The organism is Phenylobacterium sp., from assembly GCF_036501465.1.
GTDB lineage: Bacteria > Pseudomonadota > Alphaproteobacteria > Caulobacterales > Caulobacteraceae > Phenylobacterium.
Genome location: NZ_DASYAF010000170.1, coordinates 1 through 21,934, shown reverse-complemented (window position 1 = coordinate 21,934; position 21,934 = coordinate 1). Strand labels below are relative to the sequence as shown.

Genomic DNA, 21,934 nt, shown 5'->3' with positions numbered 1-21,934 from the left:
CCCATTGTCCGGCGGCGGCGTCAACTAGACGAGGCGGCTGCGGGTGCGCGCGGCGCCGATGAAGCTGGCGAACAGCGGGTGTGGGTCGAAGGGCCGGCTCTTCAGCTCGGGGTGGTACTGCACGCCCACGAACCAGGGGTGGTCGGCCCGTTCGCACAGCTCCGGCAGCACGCCGTCGGGCGACAGGCCGGTGAACTTCAGGCCCGCGGCCTCGATGGCGTCCTTGTAGCCGATGTTCACTTCATAGCGGTGGCGGTGGCGCTCTGAGATGGTCTGGGCGCCGTAGATCGCGGCCACCTTGCTGCCGGCCGCCAGCACCGCGTCATAGGCGCCGCAGCGCATGGTGCCGCCCAGCTCGCCGCCTTCGGCGCGCAGTTCCTTGTCGTTGCCCTTCACCCACTCGGTCATCAGGCCGACGATCGGCTCCGAGGTGGGGCCGAACTCGGTGGAGGACGCCTGGCGGATGCCGGCCAGGTTCCGCGCCGCCTCGATCATCGCCATCTGCATGCCGAAACAGATGCCGAAGTAGGGGATCGCGTGTTCGCGGGCGAACTGCACCGCGCGGATCATGCCTTCCGAGCCGCGCTCGCCGAAGGCGCCGGGCACCAGCACCCCATGAACGCCGGTCAGCCGCTCGCCGATCAGGTCCTCGTCCTTCTCGAAGGCCTCGCCTTCGATCCAGTCGAATTTCACCCGCACATCGTTGGCGACGCCGCCGTGGGTCAGGGCCTCGATCAGGGATTTGTAGGCGTCGGTGAGCGCCGTGTACTTGCCGACGATGGCGATGTTCACCTCGCCATCGGGATGGCTGAGGGTGTGGGAGATGGTCTCCCAGCGCGTCAGGTCAGGGGCCGGCGCGGTGTCTTTCAGGCCGAAGACGTCCAGCACCTCGGTGTCCAGCCCCTGGGCGTGGTAGTCGAGCGGCACGGCGTAGATGTTGGCGCTGTCCATCGCCTGGATGACCGCGCCCGGCCGCACGTTGCAGAACAGCGCCAGCTTCTTCCGCTCGCCCTCCGGGATCGGCATCTCGCAGCGGCAGAGCAGGATGTCCGGCTGGATGCCGATGGAGCGCAGCTCCTTCACCGAGTGCTGGGTCGGCTTGGTCTTCATCTCCCCGGCCGTCTTGATGAACGGCAGCAGGGTCAGGTGGATGAAGCAGGCGTGGCCGCGCGGCAGTTCCTGGCCAAGTTGGCGGATCGCCTCGAAGAACGGCAGGCCCTCGATGTCGCCGACGGTGCCGCCGACCTCGACCAGCACGAAGTCCACGCCCTCGCCCGGGTCGGCCAGGACGAAATCCTTGATCTCGCCGGTGACGTGCGGGATCACCTGCACCGTCGCGCCCAGGTAGTCGCCGCGCCGCTCCTTCTCGATGATCGTCTTGTAGATCTGGCCCGTGGTGATGTTGTCGCCCTTGGTGGCGTTCACCCCGGTGAACCGCTCGTAGTGGCCAAGGTCGAGGTCGGTCTCGGCGCCGTCGTCGGTGACGAACACCTCGCCGTGCTGATAGGGGCTCATGGTCCCCGGATCGACGTTCAGATAGGGGTCGAGTTTCCTGAGGCGGACCTTGTAGCCCCGCGCCTGCAGGAGCGCGCCGAGAGCGGCGGACGCGAGACCCTTACCCAATGAGGAGACCACGCCGCCGGTGATGAAGATGTACCGGGCCATGGGCGTCCAGATTAGCAGCGATTCGGAACCGCGCCGCCGGAATCAACCGCGGCGCGGCGTTTTGTGTGCAGCCTGAGAGCGCCCTACTTGGCGGGCGGCTGGGCGGGCTGCTGGCCGAGGAAGGGATTGTTGATCTGCGGCGTCGGCGCCTGCAGCGGGACCGGCGCGCTCTGCGGGCCGCCCGGCTGGGCGGTCCCGGCCGGCGGGAGCGAGGGCTTCGGACGGTTCAGGGTGGACGGATCGATGTTGTCGATCTTCAGCCGATCGACAACCGAGGACGCGCCGCGCTCACGGCCGGCCAGGATGGTCAGCAGCAGGCTGATGATGAAGAAGGCCGAGCCCAGGATCCAGGTAGTGCGGGTCAGCAGGTCGCCCACGCCGCGCACCGACATCACCCCGGCCGAACCGCCGCCGCCCACGAAGCCCGAGCCCTCCGAGCGCTGCAGCAGCACCACGCAGACGAGCGCGATGCTGACGATGATCTGGGCGGTGAGCAGAAGGCCGATCAGCATTGGAAGTCCAAATCCGTGCGTTCGGCCGACCACAGCTGCGCCGAAACGCTTTGCGGCCTGCCGAAATGAAGGGCGGCCTCTATCACCGGGAGGCCCGTAAGGCCATAGCTAGGGCGTCGCAGCCTCCTTGCAAGCATAGCCCATGGTCATGAGTCCTGATCCCAGCCGGCCGCCGATCCTGGAAACCGAACGCCTGCGCCTGGAGCCGCTCACGGCCGACGACACCCGCCACATCTTTCCGCTGATGGCCGACGCCGAGGTGATGGCCTTCTGGGACGTCGGTGAAATCGACGACCCGGACGTGATCGCCCGGATCGTCGAGGGCGAAGTGGAGGAGATGGCCCAGGATCGCGCCGTCTATTGGGCCATTCGGAGCCTGGACGAGGCGGCCTTCATCGGGACCTGCGACCTCTCCGAGATCGATCGGCGCCACCATCGCGCCGAGGTCGGCTTCCTGCTCGGCCGCGAAGCCTGGGGCCAGGGCTATGCGCTGGAAGCCATGCAGGCGGTGCTGGCCTACGCCGGTGCCCGAGGCCTGAAGCGCCTGCTGGCCCGCACCCACCTGGGCAACCGCCGCTCCGACGCGCTGCTGGAAAAGCTGGGCTTCGAGGAGGAAGGCACGCTGCGCGGCCATGTGTTGCGCGACGGCGAGCGTCGCGACTGCCGGGTGTTCGGGCTTTTGCTCTAGGGCACGCGCGCCTATCTCCGCCTTCAGGCGTGGAGTACCCGATGACCAACCCGATCCAGATCGCCGGCGTCGACCACATCGTCCTTCGGGTGAAGGACAAGGCGGCCATGCTGGCCTTCTACGAGGGCGTCCTCGGCCTCCAGGTCGACCGCGACCGGCCGGAACTGGGCCTGACCCACATCCGCGCGGGCGCCCAGATGATCGACCTCGTCACCCTCGACGGCCCACTGGGCCGGATGGGCGGCGCTGGACCGGCGGAAGACGGCCGCAATCTCGATCACTTCGCCCTGCAGGCCCGCCCGTTCGACGAGGCGGCGATCCGCGCTCACCTCGCGGCCAATGGCGTCGCGGTTGTCGAAGAGGGTTTGCGGTACGGCGCGGACGGCCAGGGCTTCTCGCTCTACATCCGCGATCCGGAGGGCAACACCGTCGAACTGAAAGGGCCGCCGAGCCCTCGATCGCCGGATCCTTAGTCGCCCGATCCTCAGTCGCCAGATCCTTAGTCGCCAGATCCTTAGTCGTAGGTGTGGATCAGCACCCCGTCATAGGTCTCGAACGCCTGCACGAGGCTGGGCCATTGCGGAACACCCAGGCGTTTGTTCCAGGCGGCGAGCTTGGCTTTCAGGCGCGCCGTCACCGAAGGCTGGCCCGCTGCGAGGTTGTGCGTCTCGGTCGGGCTGGCCTTGAGGTCGTAGAGCATGGCGTGCTGGCCAAAGGCGGCCGGATAGGGCGGCTGGGTCGTCGGGTCTGAGGCGGCGACCGCAGCGGTGGCGCCGTTGCCCGCCTTGGCGCCGGGCGGGGCCTTGTTGACCAGCAGCATCTTCCAGTCGCCGTCGCGGATCGCAAAAGTCGGGCCGGCGCGCCAGTAGAGCGTCGGGTTGGGAACGCCGGATCGCCGCCCGGTCAGGAACGGCGTCAGGTCCACGCCGTCGTAGGCCCGGTCGGTCGGCAGCTTGCCGTGCGCCACGGCGACCGCGGTCGGGAAGATGTCGAGGCTGGAGACCGTGCGGTCGTCCACCCGGCCAGCGGGAACGTGGCCTGGCCACGAAACGATGTAGGGCACCCGCACCCCACCCTCGAAATGGGTCCGCTTGAAGCCGATCAGGGGCGCGTTGGAACAGGCGCCGTGCACATAGTCCGGGCAACCGTTGTCGGAGAGGAAGATGACCAGGGTGTTCTTATCGAGCTTGTCGGCCTTCAGCTTCGCCTCGATGGCGCCCACCCCGTCGTCCAGGGCCGAGACCATGGCGGCGTAGATCCGTTGGTCCTTCCGCGCGATCTCAGGGAAACGGTCGTAGTACTTCTTGGTGACCTGCAGGGGCACGTGCGGGGCGTTGTAGGCCATGTAGAGGAAAAACGGGCCGCCCTTGTGCCTGTCGATGAAGTCGAGGCCCTCGCGGGTGAAGGCGTCGGTGAGGTAGTCGGCCTCACGGACCGTGACGCCATCGCGGCTGATCGGCGCTCGCGCCCGGCCGGCTTCCAGGCGCTTGGCGCTAGGCGCGGCGACGTCGTCCGGCCGCGCCCGGGCTAGGTCGCCGATCTCCTCCTCCGAACCGCCGCCGATGAATTCGTCGCCCGGTTTCGGGTCGATGATGTAGACCGAGCCGCCGCCCGCCATGCCGAAGTAGGAATCGAACCCGCGCGCGTTGGGATAGTAGGGCCCAGGCTGGCCCTGGTGCCATTTGCCGACCATGCCGGTGGCGTAGCCCGCTTGCTTCATCACCTTCGGCAGCATGATCTCGCTGAGCGAGACGCCCTCGCGGGCGTCGCGGCCGCGCGGATTGAATTCGTAGCCGAACCGCTCCTGGTAGCGGCCGGTGAGCAGGCCGGCGCGCGACGGGGCGCAGACCGGGTGGGTGACGTAACCGTTGGTGAATCGGACGCCGCCGGCGGCCAGGGCGTCGATGTTCGGGGTGCGGTCGCGGGTCGAGCCGTAGGCGGAGAGGTCGCCGTAACCGAGGTCGTCGGCCAGGATGACGATCACATTGGCCCGTTCGGGCGTCGCGGCCTGGGCGCGGTCCATCAGCTGCGCGGGCGCAGACAGCGCCGCGATCGATGTCGCGATGAGCCCGGCCTTGATCCAGGAGGCGCGCCCGGGCGCGTCGTGTCGTGAAGCCGTGGAAGCCATGCGGCAGTGGTAGGTCATGGCCGAGCGGCCAGCCAACCCGGATATCGGCGAATTTCGCGTGCTGGAAACCCGCCGCCGGCTAGAGCGCGGCCGCGATCTCCAGGAAGTCGTCGGCCTTCAGGGAGGCGCCGCCGACCAGGGCGCCGCCGACTTCGGCCGCGTGCAGGATCTCGGCGGCGTTGGAGGGCTTCACCGAACCACCGTAGAGGATGGGCGCCGGATCGCTGGCCGCGCCGAACGTCGCCCGAAGCGTGGCGCGGATCGCCCGGTGCATCTCCTCGATCTGCGACGTGGTGGGCGTTAGCCCTGTGCCGATGGCCCAGATCGGCTCATAGGCGACGCAGAAGGCCTTGCCGCTGAGTTCGGCCGGCAAGGAGCCCCTCACCTGCCCTGTGACGACCTCCAGGGCGTGTCCGGCCTCGCGCTGCGCCTGGGTTTCGCCGACACAGACGATGGGCTCCAGGCCCGCGCGCAGGGCGGCCAGGACCTTCTTCGCCACCAGGGCGTCGGTCTCGGCGTGGCCGGCGCGGCGCTCGGAGTGGCCCAGGATGACCAGCGCGGCGCCGGCGTCGGCCAGCATCTCGGCTGCTACGTCGCCGGTGAAGGCGCCCGCGGGCTCCGGATGGCAGTCCTGGCCGCCGGTCAGCACCGCCGATCCCGCCACCGCCTGACCCAGTCGCTGGAGCAGGGTCGCCGGCGGGCAGATCGCCACCCGGCCTTTCGCGGCCCCCGCGCCGGCCGCGATCTTGCGCGCTTCGTCGAGGGCTGCGGTCAGGCCGTTCATCTTCCAATTGCCGGCGATCAGGGGGGTCGGAGCGGTCATCGGCCCTCGCGAAAAACGCGGCCCAACGCCGCGCGATCGCAGCTAAGCCAAGCGGCGGCGCATGTCACGTGCTTGCCGGGCGGGAGCGGCCTCCACTATACCGGCGATCACCTCGCGCCCGCCTCCGGGCCCGTGAAAGGGATTCAATGCTCGCCGCCATTCGCAAATTCGCGAAATCCTGGGTCGCCTCCATCCTGTTCGGCCTGCTGATCGTCGCCTTCGCCGTCTTCGGGATCGGCAACTACCGGTCCTACATGCACCCGGCCATGGGCAACGCCGTGATCACCGCAGGCTCGCGGACGGTGACGCCGATTGATTTCAAGCGCGCCTTCGACAACTACAAGAGCCGCGTCGAACAGCAGGTCGGCCAACAGATCACCCCTGAGCTGGCCGCCGAGAACGGCCTGGACCGCCGGGTGCTGGAGGGCATCGCGACCACCGAAGCCTTCTCCGAGATGCTGGCCAACATGGGCGTGCGGCCGTCGGACGAACTGGTCGGGGCTGAACTGCGCAAGATCCCGGCCTTCTTCGACCAGGTGACCGGCCGCTTCGACAAGGCCTCCTACGCCAAGCGCCTGGCCGACAACAACCTGACGGTCGCCACCTTCGAGGGCCAGCTGCGCGACCAGATCGCCGAGCAGCAGGCGGCCAGCGGCCTGATCGCCGGCTTCCGTATCCCGCGCGCCTATTCCGCTTTGGCCGCGATCTTCACCGTCGAGAGCCGCGATCTCGACTACTTCGCCGTCGAGACGTCCAGCGTGGCCAAGCCGCCGCCGCCCACCGACGCCCAGCTCACCGAGCTGATGAACGAGAACAAGGCCGCCTTCACCAAGCCGGAGTTCCGCACGCTCACGGTCGTGAGATTCTCGCCGAGCCAGGTGACGGTAAATGCGCCGATCGATCCGGCGGAGCTGCAGAAGCGCTTCAACTTCCGCAAGGACACCCTTTCCACTCCGGAAACCCGCACGATCGTCCAGATTCCGGCCAAGGATGCGGCCACCGCTGCGACGATCGCCAAGAACCTCTCCAAGGAAGGCGCCGACCCGGCGCTGGTCGCCAAGGCCGCGGGCGTCGAGGCGATCACCTACGCGAACAAGCCGCAGACCGCGATCGCCGACCCGAAGGTTGGCGCCGCCGCCTTCCAGGTTCCGGCCGGCCAGGTGGCCAGCGTGAAGGGCGAACTCGGCCTCGCCGTCATCAAGGTAATCTCGGTCACCCCCGGCCGCGCGGTCACCCTCGATGAGGTGAAGCCCGCCCTGGAGGCCGAGATCCGCAAGGACCAGGCCGCCGAGAAGGTCTATCAGCTGACCCAGGCCTATGATGACGCTCACCAGGGCGGCGCCAACTTGGCGGCCGCCGCGGCCAAGGCCGGCGTGCCCACTCAGACCATCGGCCCGGTGTCCCAGAACGGCCGCGATGAACAGGGCCAGCCGATCCAGGGCCTCAACCCCAAGGTCATGGAGACCGCCTGGGGCCTGACCGCCGGCGGCGAGAGCGAGGTGGAGGAAGCCGGCAACGGCGAATTCTTCGCCGTGCGGGTGGAGAAGATCACGCCGCCCGCCATGCAGCCGCTGGCCGAAGTCCGCGACAAGCTGGCCGAGGTCTGGACCAACCGTGAGCTGCTCAAGGCCCTGCAGGCCAAGGCCGACGGCTACGTGGCCCAGTTGAACAAGGGCCAGAGCCTCGAGGTCGTGGCCAAGGCGGCGGGCTCCAGCGTCACCAAGGTCGCTGGCATCGACCGGCGCAGCGCCGGCCAGAACAAGGAGCTGTCGCAGGACCTGCTGGCCCACCTGTTCTCCGCCAAGCCCGGCGACGTCTTCACCGCCCAGAACACGCATCTTGGGCTGGTGGTGGGCAAGCTGGAGGCGGTGCATGTGGGCGACCCGACCACCCTGGCCCAGACCGAGGAGCAGATCCGACCGCAGATGAATGCTGGCTACCTGCGCGAAATCGGCGAGACGGCTCATTTCGCCGCGCGCCAGAAGATCAAGGTCAACATCTCCGCCGACCGCGCCCGTGAGGCGATCGGTCTGGAGCCGTTGGACGCGAAGGCTGGCGACGCCAAGGCCGGCAAGCCCGCGGGCGGTCAGACGCAAGCGCCGGGTAAGCCGCCGCTCGCGAAATGACCATCGAGCCTGCGTATCCGGCGTTCGAGCAGGCTTACCAGGCCGGCGGGCCGCAACTTGTCTGGACCCGGCTGATCGACGACCTCGAGACGCCGGTCTCGGCCTATCTGAAGATCGGCCACGGGCGGCCCTACGCCTTCCTGTTCGAGAGCGTCGAGGGCGGCGCCTTCCGCGCCCGCTATTCGATCATCACCCTCAACCCGGACCTCGTCTGGCGTTGCCGCGGCGACACCGCCGAGATCGCCGAGGGCGAGGCCATCGCCGCCGGCCGTTTCACGGTCCAGGCGGGCGGCGCGCTGGACAGCCTGCGCGACCTGGTGGCCGCCTCGCGTATCGACTTGCCGGCCGGCCTGCCGCCGCCGTCCGCCGGCCTGTTCGGGGCCATGGGCTATGACATGATCCGGCTGGTCGAGCGCCTGCCGGACATCAACCCCGACCCACTGGATCTGCCAGACGGGGTGATGACCCGGCCCTCGATCGTGGCGATCTTCGATGCGATCGCCCAGGAGATCATCCTGGTGACGCCGGTGCGGCCCGGGGCAGCGTCCGCGACGGACGCCTATGACGCCGCGCTGGCCCGCATCGAAGCGGTGAAGGCGGACCTGAAGACGCCGGCCCCCCCGCTAAGGGGCGACGCCAAGCCGGAGCCGGACGCCTTCACCACGCCCGTGGGCCGCGACCGCTACCGGGAAATCGTGAACACAGCCAAGGACTACGTCCGCGCCGGCGACGTCTTCCAGGTGGTGCCCAGCCATCGCTTCCGCGCGCCCTTCAAGCACGACCCGTTCGCGCTCTACCGGTCACTGCGGCGCACCAACCCCTCGCCGTTCCTGTTCTACCTGAACTTCGGCGACTTCCAGCTCGCCGGCTCCTCGCCGGAGATCCTGGTGCGGCTGCGCGACGGCAAGATCACCATCCGCCCGCTCGCCGGCACCCGCCCGCGTGGCGCCACGCCCGCCGAGGACGCAGCGCTGGAAGCCGAGCTGATCGCCGACCCCAAGGAGCGGGCCGAACACCTGATGCTGCTCGACCTCGGCCGCAACGATGTCGGACGGGTCGCGATGCTGAAGGAGCGCGGCGCCAACGACCCGCCGCAAAGCCGCAAATCACCGCGCGTGCGGGTCACCGACAGCTTCTTCGTCGAGCGCTACAGCCACGTCATGCACCTGGTCTCCAACGTCGAGGGCGACGCGCCCGACGGCCTGGACCCGGTGGACGTGGTGATGGCCGCCCTGCCTGCCGGCACGCTCTCCGGCGCGCCCAAGGTGCGGGCCATGGAGATCATCGACGAACTGGAGATCGAGAAGCGCGGCGTGGGCTACGCCGGCGCGGCTGGCTACTTCGGCGCCGATGGCTCGGTCGACACCTGCATTATCCTGCGCACCGCCCTCTTCAAGGACGGCGTGATGTACGTCCAAGCCGGCGGCGGCGTGGTGGCAGACAGCGACCCGGACGCCGAGTACGACGAGACTCTGCACAAGGCGCGCGCGCTGCGGCGGGCGGCCGAGGAGAGCTGGCGGTTCGTCTAGTTCAGGCGCCGCAAATCTCGATGGCATGATTCATCGTCCCCACGTCCTTGCCCTACCCGGCAAGCGCGAACAGCGTGCGTCCGAGCCGCATCCGGGGAGGGATCGATGTTGCGACGGCCAGCCATCCCGCGTCGACAACTGCTGTGGGGCGCAGGCGCGGCCCTGGTTTCCCCGGCCGTCTGCGCCGCCGCCGGCCCCTCGGCGGGCCCTAACGGTCGGCTGGCTCGTTTTCCATTCGAACTGCTGGCCAATGCGATCTTCATTCCGGTCCGGGTGAACGGCAAGGGACCGGTGCTCTTCGCCCTCGACACCGGATCGACAAATTCCATCGTGGCCTCCGAGTTGGCCGGTGAGCTGGAGATCGCCGGCGGCCAGGCCTTCCGGTCGAGCGGCGCGGGTTCGGACAGCAACATGGCCGCCATGGTCGAGCAGCTGGATTTCGTCCTTCCGGGCGGCCTGGCGCGCACCGTCCATGGCAACGCGCTAATTTCCATGGCCGGTCTCTGGCCGCTGATCGGCCGAAAGATTTACGGCGTCGCCGGCTACAACGTCCTGCAACCGTTCGTCGTCGAGATCGACTATGCCCGAAAGACATTGAGCCTCTACGACCCGCAGACCTATCGCTACGCTGGAGCCGGGACGAAATTTCCCGTCCGTATGCTGGGCCGCTACGATCCGCAGATCGATGGTGAGCTCGTCGCCCCGGGGCAGCCGCCGATCCCGGTCCGCTTCACCCTCGATACCGGCGCTGGCGGCACGATCATCACCAGCCCGATCGTCGACAAGTACAATCTCCTCAGCGCCATCGGCCATCAGATCGCGGCGCCGGATCGGGGCGTGGGCGGAGCTCGGCCCACCGAGGTCTGGGGCCGGCCGACCGCCTTCCGCATCGGGCCCTACGCCGTCGACAAGCCGCTCGTCGCCTTGTCGCGGGATAAGTACGGCTCGCTCGCCAACGAGAACCTTTCGGTCAATCTCGGCGGCAACATCCTGCGCCGTTTCACGGTGACGATCGACTACGTTCACCAGTGGGTGGCGCTGGAGCCGAACCGGCGCTTCTCCGAACCGTTCCCGGGCGATGCGAGTGGGCTGCAGCTCAGCGCCGACGGCGACGACTTCAGGACCTTCGTGGTGGATGGAGTTGTTCCGGGTTCGCCCGCGAGTGAGGCGGGCCTCGAGACCGGCGATGTGCTGTCGGCCCTTGATGGAAGGCCCGCCAGCGCGTTCACGCTCTGGCAGGTCCAGGAGGCGCTGAAGGCGGCCGGCTCGGTCGTCGGCCTGAAGGTGCGGCGTGGGGACCGGACGTTTTCAAAGCCGCTGAGGCTACGCGAACTCATCTAGGCGTCGCCTCGGCGTGTCCCCCTACTCCGCCGCGATCGGCAGGATCACCGCCTCGCGGCCGCCGCGGACCAGGCCGCCGGGCAGCGCGCCGGTGCTCTCGCCATCCTGGAACGTCACCCGACCGGACTTGATGGTGTAGCGGTAGCCCTCGGCCTTCTGCACCAGCCGACGCCCGCCGGCCGGCAAGTCGTGGACCGCCACCGGGCGATGCAGCGTCAAAGCCTCGAAGTCGATGACGTTGAGGTCGGCCAGCAGGCCCGGCTTAAGCTGGCCGCGATCGTTCAGGCCATAGGTGCGGGCGGTGTCGCTGGTCAGCTTGCGCACCAGGAATTCCAGCGGGAAGCGGTCGCCCTTCACCCGGTCGCGGGCCCAGTGGGTCAGGATGAAGGTCGGCATGCCGGCGTCGGCGATCACCCCGCAGTGGGCGCCGCCGTCCGAAAGTCCAAACAGCACATTGGGATGCTGCATGTTCTTACGGAAGAAATCGAAGTTGTAGGTGAGGTAGCCGCCGAGCGGTTGGTAGAACAGCTCCTGGCCGCCATCGCGGAGCAGCAGGTCGTACATCATCTCCAGGGGCGAGACCCCGGCCGCCTCGGCCAGGCCCGCCACGCTGTGTTCGCGGTCGGGCTCGTAGTTCGGCCGCTCGCCCAACGGGAAGATGCGCCACAGCAGACTGCCCGGCCCCAGCGCCGTCGCCAGCGCCTGGCCGTCGCCGCCCTCGCCCAACGCCGCGCGGATCAGGCCGCTATCTTCGCTGAGCAGGGCCGCGCGGACTTCCGGCGTCCGCATGGCCGCCAGTTTCTCGTCCACCGAAAGCTGGGCCAGCGTCTCGCGCCAGGTCGGGCTGGCCACGAAGACGTGGAAATTGGAGGTCAGGCCGTGGAGAATACCGGTCGGCCGCCCGGCGATCTGGGGCCGGATGTCCATGCCGTGGCGGCGCGACTCCTCGGCGATGTTGTACATCTTGTCGCCCTGGTAGGCGCCGGCCGAGGTCGCCACCAGGGTCACCGGCAGGCCGGTTTCCTGGGCGAAGCCCTTGACCCACATCCACTCGTCGTCGTCGCCCAGGTGGTCTGAGACCATCTCGAAGACGCCGTGGCGTAGGCCCTTCATCGAAAGGCCCATGGCCAGCATCTCGTCGGAACCGGCGAAGGTGCCGGGCATGTAGACGCCCTTGAGATCCTTGTGCAGCAGGGTCCGTGAGGTGGAAAAGCCCAGCGCGCCGGCCTCCACGCCCTCGCGCACTAGCCGCGCCATCTCGGCGATCTCGTCGGCGTCGGGCTCGTAGTCGGTGTTGCAGCGATCGCCCAGCACATAGGCGCGCACGGCGGCGTGCGGCACATGGGTTCCCACGTCGATCGCCCGCGGCATGGCCTCCAGGGCGTCGAGGTATTGCGGGAAGCTCTCCCAGCGCCAGTCGATGCCCTCGGCCAGCGCAGAGCCGGGAATGTCCTCCACCCCCTCCATCAATTCGATCAGGAACTCGTGGGCGTCGGGTCGCACCGGCGCGAAGCCTACGCCGCAGTTGCCCATGATGGCCGTGGTCACTCCGTGCCAGCTGGAGGGCGCGAGCAGCGGGTCCCAGGTGGCCTGGCCGTCGTAGTGGGTGTGGATGTCGACCCAGCCGGGGGTGACGGTCAGGCCCGTGGCGTCGATCTCGCGCCGCCCTTGGCCCTCGACCCGGCCCACCTCGACGATCCGGTCGCCGTCGATGGCGATGTCGCCGACGAAGGGCGCGCCGCCCGATCCGTCGACAATGGTCCCGCCTCGGATGATCAGGTCCCGCATAGCGACCTCCCCTGGCCGTCGTTTCATTGGCTGCGAGAATAGCGCGCTACCGTGACGTAAGCGGAAGCCTTTTCACAGGCGCCCTACTCCACCGCGTCTCTGATGGCGTGCTCGGTGTGCAGTGGCGGGGCGGTGACCATGGCCACGGCGAAGACCAGGGAGGAGACGGCGAGCAGGCCGGCCGCGGCCAGCGCCGGCCAGACCCGTTCGCGCTTGGGCGGTGGCGTCAGCAGGGCGCGGGCGTAGGCCAGCAGGTCACGGTCGACGGCAGAATCGGGCTTGGCCATGGCCAGAGCATCGGCGCTGGCCGCCTCGACCGCAAATCGCTCGGCCGCGCTTGTGGCCATTCCGCCCGCGCGCCATTTTGCGCTGCAATATGACTCTCGGTCGGGAGACCCCTCGATGATCCTGAAATCCAAGTCCGCCCTGGTCACCGGCTCGACCAGCGGCATCGGCCTGGCCGTCGCCCGGGCCCTGGCCGCGGAGGGCGCCAATGTGACGATCAACGGCTTCGGCAAGCCCGACGATATCGAGGCCGAGCGCAGGAAGATCGAGTCCGATTTCGGGGTGAAGGCCGCCTACTCCGCCGCCGACATGACCAAGCCTGATGAGATCGCCGCCATGGTCGCGGACGCCGAGGCGAGGTTCGGCTCGCTCGACGTGCTGGTGAACAACGCCGGCGTCCAGTTCGTCTCGCCGGTGGAGAACTTCCCGGTGGAGAAGTGGAACCAGATCATCGCCATCAACCTTTCCAGCGCCTTCCATGGCATGCGCGCCGCCGTGCCGGGCATGAAGAAGCGTGGCTGGGGCCGGATCATCTCCACGGCCTCGGCCCACAGCCTGGTCGCCTCGCCCTTCAAGGCGGCCTATGTGGCCGCCAAGCACGGTATCGCCGGCCTGACCAAGACCGTGGCCCTGGAGGTCGCGACCCACGGGATCACCGTCAACTGCATCAGCCCGGGCTATGTCTGGACGCCGCTGGTGGAGAACCAGATTCCCGACACCATGAAGGCCCGCGGCCTGACCCGCGAGCAGGTGATGAACGAGGTGTTGCTGGCCAGCCAGCCGACCAAGGAATTCGTGACTGTCGACGAGGTCGCCGCCATCGCCGTCTTCCTCTGCTCGGACGCCGCCAAGCAGATCACAGGGGCCAATCTGTCGGTGGACGGCGGCTGGACGGCGGCCTAAGGCTTCGCCCGTCATGATCCTGGTCATCGATAACTACGACAGCTTCACCTACAACCTCGTCCATTACCTGAACGAGCTGGGGGCCGAGACGCACGTCGTGCGCAACGACGCGCTGAGCGTCGGCCAGGCCCTGGGGCTGAAGCCGCAGGGCGTCCTGCTGTCGCCGGGGCCGAAAACGCCGAACGAAGCCGGCGTCTGCCTGGAGCTGGTGGCCAATGCGCCCGCCGACCTGCCGATCTTCGGCGTCTGCCTGGGCCATCAGACCATTGGCCAGGTGTTCGGCGGCAAGGTGATCCACGCCATGGCGCTGATGCACGGCAAGACCAGCCAGATCCACCACGAGGGCAAGGGCGTCTTCGCCGGCCTGAAAAACCCCTTTACCGCGACGCGCTACCACAGCCTGTCGGTGCGCCGCGAGGACCTGCCCGCCGACCTGGAGGTCACCGCCTGGACCGAGGACGGCGAGATCATGGGCGTGCAGCACCGGACGCGACCGATCCACGGCGTGCAGTTCCATCCCGAATCCATCGCCACCGAGTGCGGCCACGACCTGCTGGCCAATTTCCTGGACCTCGCCGGCGTGAAGCGCCTGGCCGAGGCCTGATCGCGGCCCGCCGTCCGCGCCCATGTCCGACGCCTTCAAGCCCCTTCTGAGCCTGCTCGCAGACGGCGGCACCCTGTCGGAAGACAATGCCGGCGACTTCTTCGACGCCTGCCTGCGCGGCGAGCCGACGCCGGCCCAGGTGGGCGCGGCGCTCACCGCCATGCGCATGCGCAGCGAGACCCAGAGCGAGATCGTGGCCTGCGCGCGGGCCATGCGGAAGGCCGCCGCCCACATCGAGCCGCCCTATCCGACCATCGACGTCTGCGGCACCGGCGGCGACGGCCTGCACACCCTCAACGTTTCCACCGCCGTGGGCTTCGTGGCGGCGGGCGGCGGGCTGAAGGTCGCCAAGCATGGCAACCGGGCCCTGTCGTCGAAGTCCGGGACCGCCGACGTGCTGGCCGAGCTGGGCGTCGATATCGCCATGCCGGCCGAGCGACAGCTGAAGGCGCTGGACGAGGCCGGCATCTGCTTCATGTTCGCCCCGGCGCACCACGGGGCGATGCGCCACGTCTCGCCGATCCGCGCCGAGCTCGGCTTCCGCACCATCTTCAACCTGTTGGGGCCGCTGACCAATCCGGCCCATGCCCAGCGCCAGGTGGTCGGCGTGTTCGCGGAGCGCTGGGTGCACCCGGTGGCTGACGCCCTGCGGGTGCTGGGCTCGGAGCGCGCCTGGGTGGTTCACGGCCAGGGCCTCGACGAGATGACCACCACCGGCGAGACCTCAGTGGCCGAACTGCGCGATGGCCAGGTGCGGCTGTTCACCGTGACGCCCGAGGCGGTGGGCCTGCCGCGCGCGGCGCTGGCCGACCTCACCGGCGGGACGCCCAAGGAGAACGCCGCGGCGCTCCGCCGCCTGCTGGACGGCGAGCCGAGCCCCTACCGCGACATCGTCCTGCTGAACGCCGCCGCCGCCTTCCTGGTGGCCGACAAGGTCGAGACCCTGCGTCAGGGCGTGGAGCTGGCCGGCGCGGTGATCGACGACGGTCGCGCCAAAGGGGCGCTTGAGAAGCTCGCGGCGCTTGGCGGGGCTTAGGGGCGGCGCCGGATGAGCGACATCCTCGAACGCATCGCCGCCTACAAACGGCAGGACGTGGCGCAGCGGAAGGCCGCGCGGTCGATCTCCGAGCTGGAGATCGCCATCCGCGAGGTGTCCGAGCCGCGCGGCTTCCGCGCCGCCCTGGCGCGCGCCCACGGGCCCGGCCGCCTGGCGCTGATCGCCGAGATCAAGAAGGCCTCGCCGTCCAGGGGCCTGATCCGCGCCGACTTCGACCCACCGGCGCTGGCGGTGGCCTATGAGGACGGCGGCGCGGCCTGCCTGTCCGTGCTCACCGACACCCCAAGCTTCCAGGGCGCGGACGACTATCTGGTGGTGGCGCGCATGGCGACCGGCCTGCCGTGCCTGCGCAAGGAGTTCCTGGTCGACCCCTGGCAGGTGGTCGAGAGCCGCGCCCTGGGCGCCGACGCGGTGCTGGTGATCCTGTCGATGGTCGACGACGTCCTGGCCTCTGACCTGATGGAAACCGCCCATGCCCACGGTATGGACGTGTTGGTTGAGACCCATGACGAGGCCGAACTGGCGCGCGCCGCAGGGCTGAAGGCCGACCTGATCGGGGTCAACAACCGCGATCTGCGCACTTTCGAGGTGGACCTGGCCGTCACCGAGCGCCTGGCGGCCCTGGCCCCGGCCGACGCCCTGCTGGTCACGGAGAGCGGGATTTTCGCGCCGGCAGACGCGGCGCGGCTGGAACGATCGGGCGCTCAAGCGATGCTGGTGGGCGAAAGCCTGATGCGCCAGGCCGACGTGGCGACCGCCACCCGAGCGCTCCTGGGCGACTGATTCCGGCTTAGCTCCCACTTCAAGGGCGAAAATTCCTTCGAAGATTCAGCGGCATTATGGGTAACTTGACATTAACCTGGAACACCTAGAGAACATTCAACAGGTTTTCGCTTTGTTCTCCAGGCTCTGGTCAGGCCGTTCCAGTCGAGGTCGCACCGATGCTCACGCGCAAGCAACACGAACTGCTCATGTTCATCCATGAGCGGATCAAGGAGACCGGGGTCTCGCCATCCTTCGATGAAATGAAGGAGGCCCTGGACCTGGCGTCGAAGTCGGGCATCCACCGGCTGATCACCGCCCTGGAGGAGCGCGGGTTCCTGCGCCGCCTGCCCCACCGGGCCCGGGCGCTGGAGGTGGTGAAGCTGCCGCAGCAGGCGACCATGGCCGCCCCGCCCAAGGGCCGCGCGCCATTCAAACCTCAGGTGGTGGACGGCGGACCGGCGATGGCCGTCGCGGCCAACGACAGCCGCGAGCTGCCGATCCTGGGCAAGATCGCCGCCGGCACGCCCATCGAGGCGATCCAGCAGGAGCGCGACCGCATTCCGGTGCCCGAAAGCCTGCTGGGCGCGGGCGAACACTTCGTGCTGGAGATCTCCGGCGATTCAATGATCAACGCCGGCATCCTCGACGGCGACTATGTGGTCATCAAGCGTGGCGACACGGCAACCTCCGGCGACATCGTGGTCGCCCTGGTGATGGGCGAGGAAGCCACCCTGAAGCGCCTGCGCAAGAAGGGGGCCTCCATCGCGCTCGAGGCCGCCAATCCGGCCTATGAAACCCGCATCTTCGGGCCGGATCAGGTCGACGTTCAAGGCAAGCTGGTCGGTCTTATCCGGCGCTATCATTAAGCCCGAAAACGAGGCAACCTCTGCCGTGGCGACCGCACAGAGCGGCGTCGATAGGGAGAGACGAACCATGCGTTTCACGACCTTGGCGGCTATCGCCGCTCTCAGTCTCGCGGCTGCGGCCTGCAACAAACCCGCTGACAAGGCGGCGGACGCCGGCGCGGCGAAGGCCGACTCGGCTGCGGCTTCGACCGCGGCTTCGACCGCCGCGACCGACTCTTCGGCGACGGCGCCCGCCGCCGGCGCTGCTGCCGCTCCCGCTGCGGGCGCGGCTGCTCCGGCCGCCGGTGCGGCCCCTGCCGCCGCGGCGCCCGCCGCCGACACGCCGAAGAAATAAACACCTCGACTTCGTAAAGCAGAGCCCCGGGACAGGCGCCCGGGGCTCTTGTTTTTGGGCCGGTCAGTCGGCTGAGTGAAATTCGAACTCGATCAGGAAGACCCGCTGGCCGGCGCCGTGCTTGGCGGTCTTCAACAGGTCGACGACGCCTTCGAACCCCGAGTCTCGCGCCAGGGCCGGCGTGATGTCCGAGAGCGTGATCTCGCGGATCGAAGTGACCTCGATCTCGCCGCCGTCGTATTGCGGGTAGCGTCGGCCGACCTTGACGCGCGGGCTTTGCCAGATGCGCACGCTGGAGGTGATCTCGCCGCTTCTCACGCGGTCGCGCAGCTTCTTGGTGAAAATCATCTCAGGTCCGGCCCCCAGGTCCATGGCCTGCGCCCGCGCTCGTCCTGCGCCCAGATCACCCGCCAGCGGCCGGGTCCGTCCCGATAGAGCTCGGCCGAACCGCCCCGCGCGAAATCAGCGCCGGTCAGCACCACAGGCGCGGCGCAGCTTTCCGGTGGGAAATCGTTCCTCAGGATCACCAGCTCCGCCGAGCCGCACATCTGGGCGAAGCGGCCCTCCTTCAGCGGCCGCTTGAGGTTCCAGGCCGAGGCGACCTTCAGCGGCGCAGCGGCCAAGGGCGTGCAACTCCAGTGATCGCAGTCGTAGAAGACGTTTCGCGCCGCCTCGGTCTCCAGGGGCTCCAGCCCGCGCCGGCGCGCCCAGAGTTCGGCCCCGAACAGCTTGACGTCCGGGCGGAACAGCACCGCCGCATGGCCGCTCTTCACGGCGACCGCCGCCCCAGCCCCGTCGACCCAGACGTCGGGGACCGGCGGCTTGGGCGCGAGGTTGACGGCCAGCGCGAATGGCAGGCCCAGCCAGCGCAGCCGGCCTTTCCAAAGGCACAGCCACAGCAGGCCGAGGAACGCCATCGGCAGCGACCATTCCGGCCCGCTCGGCACATTGATCTGGGCGTAGGGCGCGGTCGCGGCGATGTGCGCGATACGGTTCAGCAGGTCGATGGCGAAGCCCGCCAGCTTCAACGGCCATTCGCCCAGGCCGAAGGGCGTCAGCACCGCCCCGATCGCCAGGCCCGGCATCATCAGGAAGCCGGAGATCGGCTCGCTGGCGAGGTTGGAGAGCAACCCCCAGGTGGAGACGCGGTTGAAGTCCTGCATGGCGAAGGGCGCCGTTGCGGTGCCCGCCACGAAGCTTGCCGCCGCGCCTGCCGCCAGCCAGACCCAGAAGCCCTGTACGATCTTGATCGGCCAGGGGACGTTGATCTCGCGGACCGGGTGCGGCCAGACCTCGGCGAGGGCGACCAGGGCCGCGGTGGCGGCGAAGGACATCTGGAACCCCGGCTGGGTCACCGCCTCGGGCTGCAGCAGCATGACCACCATCGCGGCCAGCGCCAGGGCGTGCAGGCTGATCGCCTGGCGGTCGACCAGGATCGCCCCGAACGCCACCGCCGCGGTGACCGCCGACCGCTCGGCCGGCGGCGGGTTTCCGGACAGCACCAGATAGGTCAGCACCGCCAGCAGGGCGACGCCGGCGGCCAGCTTCTTGCCGGGGACGCGAAGGGCCAGCCAGGGGATGGCTGCGATGGCGAAGCGCAGCACCGCGAAGACGAAGCCGCCGACGATGGCCATGTGCAGGCCGCTGATCGAGATGATGTGCGCCAGGCCGGAGACGCGCAGGTCGTTTACCTCCGCCGGTGGAATGAACGCGTCATGCCCCGTCGTCATCGCCGCGGCCAGGCCGCCGGTCTCGCGGCCCAGGGTGTCGACGATCCGGCGGGTCAGCGCCCAGCGGGTGGCGTTGATCCGCATGGTCAGGCGCAACCGCCAGGGCGGGTCGTGGTCCGGATACCAGCTCTGCACCGGCCCCAGCGCGAAGCCCACGCCGCCCACGCTCTGGAAGAAGGCGTCGCGGGCGAAGTCGTAGGACCCTGGGCTCGCCGGCTGCGGCGGCGTGTTGATCACCGCCAGCAGGCGGATCGGCTCGCCCGGCGACGGCAGATAGCCGCCGCGCAGCGTCACCCGCACCCGGATCGGCGTGGCGGCGGGGTCCCAGTTGCCGATCCGCGAGGGTGCGATCAGCAGGCGCGGACCGCCCTGCCCTGGGCTCACGATATCGACCACCCAGCCCTCCAGCCGCTGCGGATGGGTGTCGACGCCGGCCACGGGGGCCTTGGCGCCTTCGGTGCGCAGCTTGGCCATGGAGAACCCGCCCAGCAGGCTGGCGGCGAGGATCAGCAGGGCGGTGAGCGCGCGCGCCCGGCTCCAGCGGCTGGCGCCCAGCACGACCACGGCGGCGACGGCGAGGCCGGCGAGCCCGACCCAGGTCTGCGGTTCGCGCTTCAGGGCGAAATAGAGCCCCGCCCCGCAGCCGAAGGCGACCGGAGTCCACAGCCGCCAGCGTTCGCCCTGCCGTTCGATCTGCTCGCCGACCCAGACCGAGATCGCCGCGAGGCTAGGCCGGCGTGAAACCGGCGTGCTAAGAGGCGCCGCGCCGTCCGCGCCAGCTTCCCCAGGCTTTTCAACCTCGATGCCCGACAAACCCGTCGTCACCCGGATCGCCCCCTCGCCCACCGGCGCCATGCATATTGGTACGGCCCGCACGGCGCTGTTCAACTGGCTTTATGCGCGCCACACCGGCGGCAAGTTCCTGCTGCGGATCGAGGACACCGACCGCGAGCGTTCCACCGCAGAGGCGGTGCAGGTGATCTTCGACGGCCTGGCCTGGCTAGGCCTCGCGGCGGACGAGGAGCCGGTCTTTCAGGCCGCCCGCGCGGACCGCCACGTCAGGGCGGTGGAAGAGATGCTGGCGCGTGGCGCCGCCTACCGCGACTATATGACCGCCGACGAGCTGAAAGTCGAGCGGACCGCCGCCCGCGCCGAGGGGCGCGTGGTTCGCTCACCCTGGCGCGACCGCTCGCCCAACGATGCGCCGGACCGCCCCTTCGTCGTGCGCCTAAAGGCGCCTACCCAGGGCGAAACGGTGATCGACGATCAGGTGAAGGGCCGTGTGGTCTTCCAGAACAAGGACCTCGACGACCTGATCCTGCTGCGCACCGACGGCACGCCGACCTACAATCTGGCCGTGGTCGTCGACGACCATGAGATGGGCGTGACCCATGTGATCCGCGGCGACGACCATCTGAACAACGCCGCGCGCCAGACCTTGATCTACCAGGGCCTCGGCTGGGACGTTCCCGTCTGGGCGCACCTGCCGCTGATCCACGGGCCGGATGGAGCCAAGCTCTCCAAGCGTCACGGCGCCCAGGCGGTGAGTGAGTTCGCCGACATGGGCTATCTGCCGGAAGCCATGCGCAACTACCTGGCCAAGCTGGGTTGGGGCCACGGCGACGACGAGATCTTCGACGATGCTCAGGCGCAGGGCTGGTTCGATGTCGCCGACGTGGTGGGCGCGCCCGCCCGCCTGGACTGGGCCAAGCTCAACCACCTCAACAACCACTATATCCGCCTGGCCGACCCGATGCGGTTGGCGCAGTTGGTCGCCGAGATCCACAAAAGCCGCGATTTCCACCTGCACGACGGGCACCTGGAACAGCTGGTCCACGTGATCCCCTTCGTGCGCGATGGGGCCAAAACCACCCTGGAGCTCGCTGACGCCACGGTCTTCGCCCTGCATCGCCGTCCGTTGCCGTTCACCGAAAAGGCCAAGGAACAGGCCTCGAACCCGGAGTTCCTCGACCGCCTTTCGCGCCTGCGCCAGGCGCTGAACGCCGCGCCGGCCTGGGATGTTGCGACCCTGGAAGGCGTCAACCGCGCCTTCGCCGAAACGGAAGGCGTCGGCCTCGGTAAGATCGGGCCGGGACTGCGCGCCGCGCTTTCCGGCGGCGCGCCCGCGCCGGATCTCGCCGGCGCGCTTGTTTCGCTCGGGAAAGACGAAAGCTTGGCCCGCCTCGACGATGCGCTTTCGCTTCGCCACTGAAGCGCTATAAGCGCGGTCGAACAGGCGTTCATCTCAGACGTTCCCAAGGGGGCAGGCATGGCCGAAGCGGCGAAATTCTCCATCGGCGGCAAGACCATCGATCTGCCGGTCCTGAAGGGCACGACGGGGCCGGACGTGGTCGATATCCGCAAGCTCTACGCGGAAAGCGACGCCTTCACCTACGACCCGGGCTTCACCTCCACGGCCTCGTGCGAGAGCAAGATCACCTACATCGACGGCGACGCCGGCGTGCTGCTGCACCGCGGCTATCCGATCGGCGAGCTGGCTGAGAAGTCGAGCTTCCTGGAGGTCTGCTATTTGCTGCTGAACGGGGGGCTGCCGAACGCCAAGGAGTTCGCCGACTTCGAGCACACGATCACCTATCACACCATGCTGCATGACCAGTTCGATAGGTTTTTCCAAGGCTTCCGCCGGGATGCTCACCCGATGGCGGTCATGACCGGCGCGGTCGGCGCGCTCTCGGCCTTCTACCACGACAGCACCGATATCAACGATCCGCAGCAACGGATGATCTCGGCGCACCGGCTGATCGCCAAGATGCCGACCATCGCGGCGCG

21 protein-coding genes are annotated in these 21,934 nt (G+C 68.8%); 13 read left to right on the top strand and 8 right to left on the bottom strand.

Annotated elements, in window-relative coordinates:
- Window positions 1-24: 24 nt before the first annotated feature.
- Window positions 25-1,665 (bottom strand): CTP synthase, encoded by a 1,641-nt coding sequence (locus VGL85_RS20135; protein WP_331590804.1) that lies wholly within the window; start codon window positions 1,663-1,665, stop codon window positions 25-27.
- Between the two features lie 83 nt (window positions 1,666-1,748).
- Window positions 1,749-2,177 (bottom strand): preprotein translocase subunit SecG, encoded by a 429-nt coding sequence (gene secG, locus VGL85_RS20130; protein ID WP_331590803.1) that lies wholly within the window; start codon window positions 2,175-2,177, stop codon window positions 1,749-1,751.
- 148 nt (window positions 2,178-2,325) lie between these two features.
- On the opposite strand from secG, the gene VGL85_RS20125 reads away from it, so the two are divergent.
- Both VGL85_RS20125 and VGL85_RS20120 read left to right on the top strand, forming a co-directional pair.
- Window positions 2,326-2,865: a GNAT family N-acetyltransferase gene (locus VGL85_RS20125; protein ID WP_331590802.1), complete on the top strand. Its 540-nt coding sequence runs from the start codon at window positions 2,326-2,328 to the stop codon at window positions 2,863-2,865.
- 41 nt (window positions 2,866-2,906) lie between these two features.
- Window positions 2,907-3,338 (top strand): VOC family protein, encoded by a 432-nt coding sequence (locus VGL85_RS20120; RefSeq protein ID WP_331590801.1) that lies wholly within the window; start codon window positions 2,907-2,909, stop codon window positions 3,336-3,338.
- Between the two features lie 41 nt (window positions 3,339-3,379).
- On the opposite strand, the gene VGL85_RS20115 is transcribed toward VGL85_RS20120, so the two are convergent.
- Both VGL85_RS20115 and tpiA read right to left on the bottom strand, forming a co-directional pair.
- The gene (locus tag VGL85_RS20115; RefSeq protein ID WP_331590800.1) at window positions 3,380-5,011 is read right to left on the bottom strand and encodes a sulfatase-like hydrolase/transferase; all 1,632 of its coding nucleotides are present in this window, start codon (window positions 5,009-5,011) and stop codon (window positions 3,380-3,382) included.
- Between the two features lie 61 nt (window positions 5,012-5,072).
- Entirely contained in the window at window positions 5,073-5,816 is a 744-nt protein-coding gene (gene tpiA / locus VGL85_RS20110; protein WP_331590799.1) for a triose-phosphate isomerase, read from the bottom strand.
- Window positions 5,817-5,962: 146 nt separating this feature from the next.
- On the opposite strand from tpiA, the gene VGL85_RS20105 reads away from it, so the two are divergent.
- From VGL85_RS20105 to VGL85_RS20095, 3 genes are all read left to right on the top strand, one after another.
- Complete coding sequence (locus VGL85_RS20105) at window positions 5,963-7,942, top strand: peptidylprolyl isomerase (protein ID WP_331590798.1); 1,980 nt, start codon at window positions 5,963-5,965, stop codon at window positions 7,940-7,942.
- Window positions 7,939-9,471 (top strand): anthranilate synthase component I, encoded by a 1,533-nt coding sequence (gene trpE, locus VGL85_RS20100; RefSeq protein WP_331590797.1) that lies wholly within the window; start codon window positions 7,939-7,941, stop codon window positions 9,469-9,471. Before VGL85_RS20105 ends, trpE begins: the two co-directional genes overlap by 4 nt.
- 105 nt (window positions 9,472-9,576) lie before the next feature.
- Window positions 9,577-10,812 carry an aspartyl protease family protein gene (locus tag VGL85_RS20095; RefSeq protein WP_331590796.1) on the top strand — a complete coding sequence of 412 codons (1,236 nt, stop codon included), beginning with the start codon at window positions 9,577-9,579 and terminating at the stop codon, window positions 10,810-10,812.
- Between the two features lie 21 nt (window positions 10,813-10,833).
- On the opposite strand, the gene VGL85_RS20090 is transcribed toward VGL85_RS20095, so the two are convergent.
- Together VGL85_RS20090 and VGL85_RS20085 are read right to left on the bottom strand one after the other, a co-directional pair.
- Window positions 10,834-12,600: a D-aminoacylase gene (locus VGL85_RS20090; protein ID WP_331590795.1), complete on the bottom strand. Its 1,767-nt coding sequence runs from the start codon at window positions 12,598-12,600 to the stop codon at window positions 10,834-10,836.
- 83 nt (window positions 12,601-12,683) lie between these two features.
- Window positions 12,684-12,947: a hypothetical protein gene (locus VGL85_RS20085; RefSeq protein ID WP_331590794.1), complete on the bottom strand. Its 264-nt coding sequence runs from the start codon at window positions 12,945-12,947 to the stop codon at window positions 12,684-12,686.
- A 55-nt stretch (window positions 12,948-13,002) separates the two neighbouring features.
- On the opposite strand from VGL85_RS20085, the gene VGL85_RS20080 reads away from it, so the two are divergent.
- The 6 genes from VGL85_RS20080 (at window position 13,003) to VGL85_RS20055 (ending at window position 17,414) form a co-directional block, all read left to right on the top strand.
- The gene (locus VGL85_RS20080; RefSeq protein WP_331590793.1) at window positions 13,003-13,788 is read left to right on the top strand and encodes a 3-hydroxybutyrate dehydrogenase; all 786 of its coding nucleotides are present in this window, start codon (window positions 13,003-13,005) and stop codon (window positions 13,786-13,788) included.
- Window positions 13,789-13,801: 13 nt separating this feature from the next.
- Entirely contained in the window at window positions 13,802-14,392 is a 591-nt protein-coding gene (locus VGL85_RS20075) for an aminodeoxychorismate/anthranilate synthase component II (protein ID WP_331590792.1), read from the top strand.
- A 22-nt stretch (window positions 14,393-14,414) separates the two neighbouring features.
- The gene (trpD, locus tag VGL85_RS20070; RefSeq protein ID WP_331590791.1) at window positions 14,415-15,428 is read left to right on the top strand and encodes an anthranilate phosphoribosyltransferase; all 1,014 of its coding nucleotides are present in this window, start codon (window positions 14,415-14,417) and stop codon (window positions 15,426-15,428) included.
- Between the two features lie 12 nt (window positions 15,429-15,440).
- Window positions 15,441-16,232 carry an indole-3-glycerol phosphate synthase TrpC gene (gene trpC, locus VGL85_RS20065; RefSeq protein WP_331590790.1) on the top strand — a complete coding sequence of 264 codons (792 nt, stop codon included), beginning with the start codon at window positions 15,441-15,443 and terminating at the stop codon, window positions 16,230-16,232.
- A gap of 158 nt (window positions 16,233-16,390) precedes the next feature.
- Entirely contained in the window at window positions 16,391-17,080 is a 690-nt protein-coding gene (gene lexA, locus VGL85_RS20060; RefSeq protein ID WP_331590789.1) for a transcriptional repressor LexA, read from the top strand.
- 67 nt (window positions 17,081-17,147) lie between these two features.
- Complete coding sequence (locus VGL85_RS20055) at window positions 17,148-17,414, top strand: hypothetical protein (RefSeq protein WP_331590788.1); 267 nt, start codon at window positions 17,148-17,150, stop codon at window positions 17,412-17,414.
- 63 nt (window positions 17,415-17,477) lie between these two features.
- Here the strand turns inward: VGL85_RS20055 and VGL85_RS20050 are convergent, their stop codons facing one another.
- Both VGL85_RS20050 and VGL85_RS20045 read right to left on the bottom strand, forming a co-directional pair.
- Window positions 17,478-17,762 carry a hypothetical protein gene (locus tag VGL85_RS20050; protein ID WP_331590787.1) on the bottom strand — a complete coding sequence of 95 codons (285 nt, stop codon included), beginning with the start codon at window positions 17,760-17,762 and terminating at the stop codon, window positions 17,478-17,480.
- Entirely contained in the window at window positions 17,759-19,969 is a 2,211-nt protein-coding gene (locus tag VGL85_RS20045) for a ComEC/Rec2 family competence protein (RefSeq protein ID WP_331590786.1), read from the bottom strand. Before VGL85_RS20045 ends, VGL85_RS20050 begins: the two co-directional genes overlap by 4 nt.
- Here VGL85_RS20045 and gltX point away from each other — a divergent pair.
- Window positions 19,947-21,356: a glutamate--tRNA ligase gene (gene gltX, locus VGL85_RS20040; RefSeq protein WP_331590785.1), complete on the top strand. Its 1,410-nt coding sequence runs from the start codon at window positions 19,947-19,949 to the stop codon at window positions 21,354-21,356. The genes VGL85_RS20045 and gltX overlap by 23 nt on opposite strands.
- Before the next feature lie 57 nt (window positions 21,357-21,413).
- On the top strand, window positions 21,414-21,934 hold a 521-nt coding region (locus tag VGL85_RS20035), incomplete at its 3' end, for a citrate/2-methylcitrate synthase (RefSeq protein ID WP_331590784.1).

Bases quoted from the DNA above. Each gene is read 5' to 3' on its own strand.
- VGL85_RS20120 (WP_331590801.1), top strand. From the start codon at position 2,907: ATGACCAACCCGATCCAGATCGCCGGCGTCGACCACATCGTCCTTCGG.
- trpE (WP_331590797.1), top strand. From the start codon at position 7,939: ATGACCATCGAGCCTGCGTATCCGGCGTTCGAGCAGGCTTACCAGGCC.
- VGL85_RS20105 (WP_331590798.1), top strand. From the start codon at position 5,963: ATGCTCGCCGCCATTCGCAAATTCGCGAAATCCTGGGTCGCCTCCATC.
- secG (WP_331590803.1), bottom strand. From the start codon at position 2,177: ATGCTGATCGGCCTTCTGCTCACCGCCCAGATCATCGTCAGCATCGCG.
- VGL85_RS20125 (WP_331590802.1), top strand. From the start codon at position 2,326: ATGAGTCCTGATCCCAGCCGGCCGCCGATCCTGGAAACCGAACGCCTG.
- VGL85_RS20115 (WP_331590800.1), bottom strand. From the start codon at position 5,011: ATGACCTACCACTGCCGCATGGCTTCCACGGCTTCACGACACGACGCG.
- VGL85_RS20095 (WP_331590796.1), top strand. From the start codon at position 9,577: ATGTTGCGACGGCCAGCCATCCCGCGTCGACAACTGCTGTGGGGCGCA.
- VGL85_RS20050 (WP_331590787.1), bottom strand. From the start codon at position 17,762: ATGATTTTCACCAAGAAGCTGCGCGACCGCGTGAGAAGCGGCGAGATC.
- VGL85_RS20080 (WP_331590793.1), top strand. From the start codon at position 13,003: ATGATCCTGAAATCCAAGTCCGCCCTGGTCACCGGCTCGACCAGCGGC.
- VGL85_RS20085 (WP_331590794.1), bottom strand. From the start codon at position 12,947: ATGGCCACAAGCGCGGCCGAGCGATTTGCGGTCGAGGCGGCCAGCGCC.
- tpiA (WP_331590799.1), bottom strand. From the start codon at position 5,816: ATGACCGCTCCGACCCCCCTGATCGCCGGCAATTGGAAGATGAACGGC.
- lexA (WP_331590789.1), top strand. From the start codon at position 16,391: ATGCTCACGCGCAAGCAACACGAACTGCTCATGTTCATCCATGAGCGG.
- VGL85_RS20090 (WP_331590795.1), bottom strand. From the start codon at position 12,600: ATGCGGGACCTGATCATCCGAGGCGGGACCATTGTCGACGGATCGGGC.
- trpC (WP_331590790.1), top strand. From the start codon at position 15,441: ATGAGCGACATCCTCGAACGCATCGCCGCCTACAAACGGCAGGACGTG.
- gltX (WP_331590785.1), top strand. From the start codon at position 19,947: ATGCCCGACAAACCCGTCGTCACCCGGATCGCCCCCTCGCCCACCGGC.
- VGL85_RS20075 (WP_331590792.1), top strand. From the start codon at position 13,802: ATGATCCTGGTCATCGATAACTACGACAGCTTCACCTACAACCTCGTC.
- VGL85_RS20055 (WP_331590788.1), top strand. From the start codon at position 17,148: ATGCGTTTCACGACCTTGGCGGCTATCGCCGCTCTCAGTCTCGCGGCT.
- VGL85_RS20135 (WP_331590804.1), bottom strand. From the start codon at position 1,665: ATGGCCCGGTACATCTTCATCACCGGCGGCGTGGTCTCCTCATTGGGT.
- trpD (WP_331590791.1), top strand. From the start codon at position 14,415: ATGTCCGACGCCTTCAAGCCCCTTCTGAGCCTGCTCGCAGACGGCGGC.